This is a genomic window from Marinospirillum sp. (genome assembly GCF_014859565.1).
Genome location: NZ_JACUUA010000301.1, coordinates 1 through 3,362, shown reverse-complemented (window position 1 = coordinate 3,362; position 3,362 = coordinate 1). Strand labels below are relative to the sequence as shown.

General features: G+C 46.4%; 3 protein-coding genes. 2 read left to right on the top strand and 1 reads right to left on the bottom strand.

Translation table 11 applies throughout. The features are described 5' to 3' along the window. A partial coding sequence (locus tag IBX50_RS18700) for a hypothetical protein (RefSeq protein WP_292257915.1) occupies positions 1-255 on the top strand: 255 nt, incomplete at its 5' end. A 125-nt stretch (positions 256-380) separates the two neighbouring features. Beyond that, on the top strand, positions 381-3,125 hold the full coding sequence (locus IBX50_RS18695; protein ID WP_292257914.1) for an EAL domain-containing protein: 2,745 nt from the start codon (positions 381-383) through the stop codon (positions 3,123-3,125). A 50-nt stretch (positions 3,126-3,175) separates the two neighbouring features. Here the strand turns inward: IBX50_RS18695 and IBX50_RS18690 are convergent. Next, positions 3,176-3,362 (bottom strand): addiction module antidote protein (locus IBX50_RS18690; protein ID WP_292257913.1); only part of this gene is annotated, 187 nt, incomplete at its 5' end.

The window sequence follows — 3,362 nt, the reverse complement described above, 5'->3', positions numbered from 1 at the left end:
CAGCAGGTTAACAGCCAGGAACAAACACCCCAGGCGGTTTGTTTGATTGTTCATTCAGACCCTCAAAAAATAAAAGCGCTGGCTCGGGAATACAAAGGCCAGATGAAAATTCTGGTCGCCAACAACACGCATAAGGCCGAAAGCCTTTTATTGTCTCAAGAGAAAATCAGTAGGGTGCTACTGGAGGCGCAATGGCAAGACCAGAAGCCTGTATGGGAAGAAAAATTTAAAGTGAAGATAAGCATCATTCATTAAATAAAGCAGATAACCTGAGCTTGATAAAAAGGTGCGATATTTTGACTAACAAGCAACTTAAAAAACACACAGCAGCTGGATTTTTCTTTTTGACTCGATGTTCGGGTTTGAGAAGCAGTGCGGCATTGATTGTATTTTTTGCGCTGCTTTTTTTGCTGCCAGCCAGGATGACTCTGGCTACACCCATCGAGGAGTCCACTTCTGTCTATCGATTAGCGATACTGGCATTTCGTGATAAAGAGTCAACTCTGGAGCGCTGGCAACCCCTGGCTGATTATTTATCAGCATCCATACAAAATGCTGATTTTGAGTTATTTGTTTACCACAATGCAGAAATGGAAGCGATTGTTGCCCAAGGCGGTACCGACTTTATACTCACACAACCGGCACAATACGTTCTATTAACCTACCGGCACCAGTTAAGCTCACCCCTGGCGTCACTCTTGAATAAAGAGGGTGGCCATATAACCAATCAGTTTGGGGGCGTTGTTTTTACGCGCAGTGATCGTAATGATATTGTCAGCTTAAAAGATGTGCGTGGTAAAAAAATTGCAGCGGCTTCTTTGACCGGCCTGGGGGCTTACCAGATGCAAGCCTTTGAGCTGTTGCAGCTCGGCATTCGTTTACCACGGAATGCCGAAGTCATCATTACAGGACAGCCCCAGCGTAACGCAGTAGACGCGGTTTTATCCGGGCAGGCGGATGTGGGTTTTGTGCGAACCGGTGTGCTGGAAGCGCTGGTTGAACACGGTTTGGTGGACATCAGCAAGATAAAACTGCTTAATGCCCAACGCCTACCCAAATTCCCATTTATGACCAGCACTCGCCTGTATCCTGAGTGGTCCTTTGCGGCCATGCCCAATGTGGATAACGAGCTAACCCGACAGGTGGTAGCAGCTCTGTTAGCCATGCCAAGAGAAGGCGAACAAGCCACTGCCATGAACATTGCGGGTTTTACCATACCCGGTGATTATCGAACCGTTGATTTACTGATGCGAGAGCTGCACCTTGAGCCCTTTGATGACTTTGCAATAACCGCTAAAGATGTTCTTGTTTTGTGGGCAAATGAAATTATTATCGTGCTCATTGTGTGTTTTTTTGCTGCTATCTTTTTTATCTATATCCTTTTAAAACACCAGAGACGAGCCAAACAAGAACGGCAAGACCTGCGCGAGGCTTTAAATGAAGTTCGTCTATTAAAGAATATTGTTGAACAAAGCCCAGAATCCATTCTGATCACTAATAATCAAGGGAGTATTGTTTACACCAATCCCATGTTTGAGACCAACACCGGCTACTCAATGGCTGAAGTGGTAGGAAAAAATCCACGTATTTTTCAGTCAGGCGAAACACCGCAAGCAACTTTTCAAGCGTTGTGGAAAACCTTGCTAGCTGGACGGGTTTGGCGGGGTGAGTTATGCAACAAGAAAAAAAATGGGCAGATCTATCCTTTGCAAGCTATTATCTCCCCGGTTAAAAATACCCAGGGCGAAGTGCTGAACTATTTAGCTATACAGCATGATATTTCTGAAGAAAAAGATCGTGAAAAGCGCATTGATGAGTTGCTTTATCGAGACTCTGTGACCGGACTGGCGAACAGAAACAAACTGATTGAATCCATGGATCAGTCTTTTCAGCTTTATGAAAGTACGGATATCAAAGGCGCACTGCTACTGATCAATATTTCCAGATTCAAGTTCATTAACCAACTGCATGGTGTGGATGTAGGGGATGCCGTTTTGTCTTTGGTCGCACAGCGTTTAGAGCAGGCTTTTGCCGAAAAAGCAGTGGTTGCAAGACTGGCTGCGGATCAGTTTGCCATCTTCTGTGAGAATAAAGCACTTTTCACGCAGGTGGATGACTGGTTGACCATGCTGGGGCAGCGTGCGCTGTCCTCTTTCATGCAACCGCTGCAAGTTAAAGGTGAGGCATTCAAGCTGGAGATTTATATTGGTATTGCTCCCTTGTCGAGTCATAGCCATTCAGCGACCAGCTCCGAGGCCATTAACCAAGCACTGAATCAGGCAAACTGGGCTTTAAAAGATGCTCGCCAGGGTTCTTCTCATGGCATCAAAGTATTTAATCAGCAGATGCTGGTGCGTTCTTTAGAAAATCACCGCTTACAACATGAGCTGGAACAGGCAATAGCAAAGGATGAACTGCGTTTGTTTGTCCAGCCGCAGGTGAATCAGCAACAAGAGCTGGTTGGTTTGGAATGTCTGGTGCGTTGGCAGCATCCTGTACAGGGGTTGTTATTGCCAGGAAAATTCATTGGTCTGGCTGAGGAATCTGATCTGATTGTCCAGCTGGGTGAGTGGGTACTCAATCGTGCCTGCATGATTTTGGCAGAAGTTCAGCAAAGCAAACCAATGATTCGAGTCGCGGTGAATGTGAGTCCGCGCCATTTCAGCCAGGCTAATTTTGTTGCAAACTGCATTAAGCATTTAGATGCTGCCCAAGCTAATCCCAGCGGGTTGATTATAGAAATCACCGAAAGTTTATTCATGGATAACTTTAATGAAGTGGTTGAAAAAATGCACTCTTTAAAAACTCTGGGAGTGCGCTTTTCCATTGATGACTTTGGTACGGGTTATTCTTCTCTCAGCTATTTACAGCACCTGCCGGTAGATGAAGTGAAAATTGATCGCTCATTTATTCTGACAATGCAAAGTTTAGGCGCCCAGCGTAGCCTGGTTCCCACCATTTATGCCATGGCACAGCAAATGCAATTGCAAGTGATTGCCGAGGGGATAGAAACTCAGGAGCAGCGTGAGCAGTTATCCCAATTTGAACGCCTGGACATGCAGGGCTTTTTGTTCTCCAAGCCAGTGGATCATCAGGACTGGCTGGGCAAAAAACTGGCTATTTGAGTCTTTACGCGCCATGAGCATAAAGGAGTCTGTCCCCTTTTCTTTGGCGCCTAGAGTGGCTGGTGAGGTCGTGCCGTCAGATCCACACCAAGGGCACGGGTCACAGCCAGCAGGGTTTTAAGCGTAGGGTTACCCTGCTCACTGAAAGAGCGGTAAAGCTGTTCACGCGACAGCCCTGTTTCATTAGCAAAATCCGCGTAAACCCTCGCCCAATCGGGCGGGGATATAAGCGGGAAC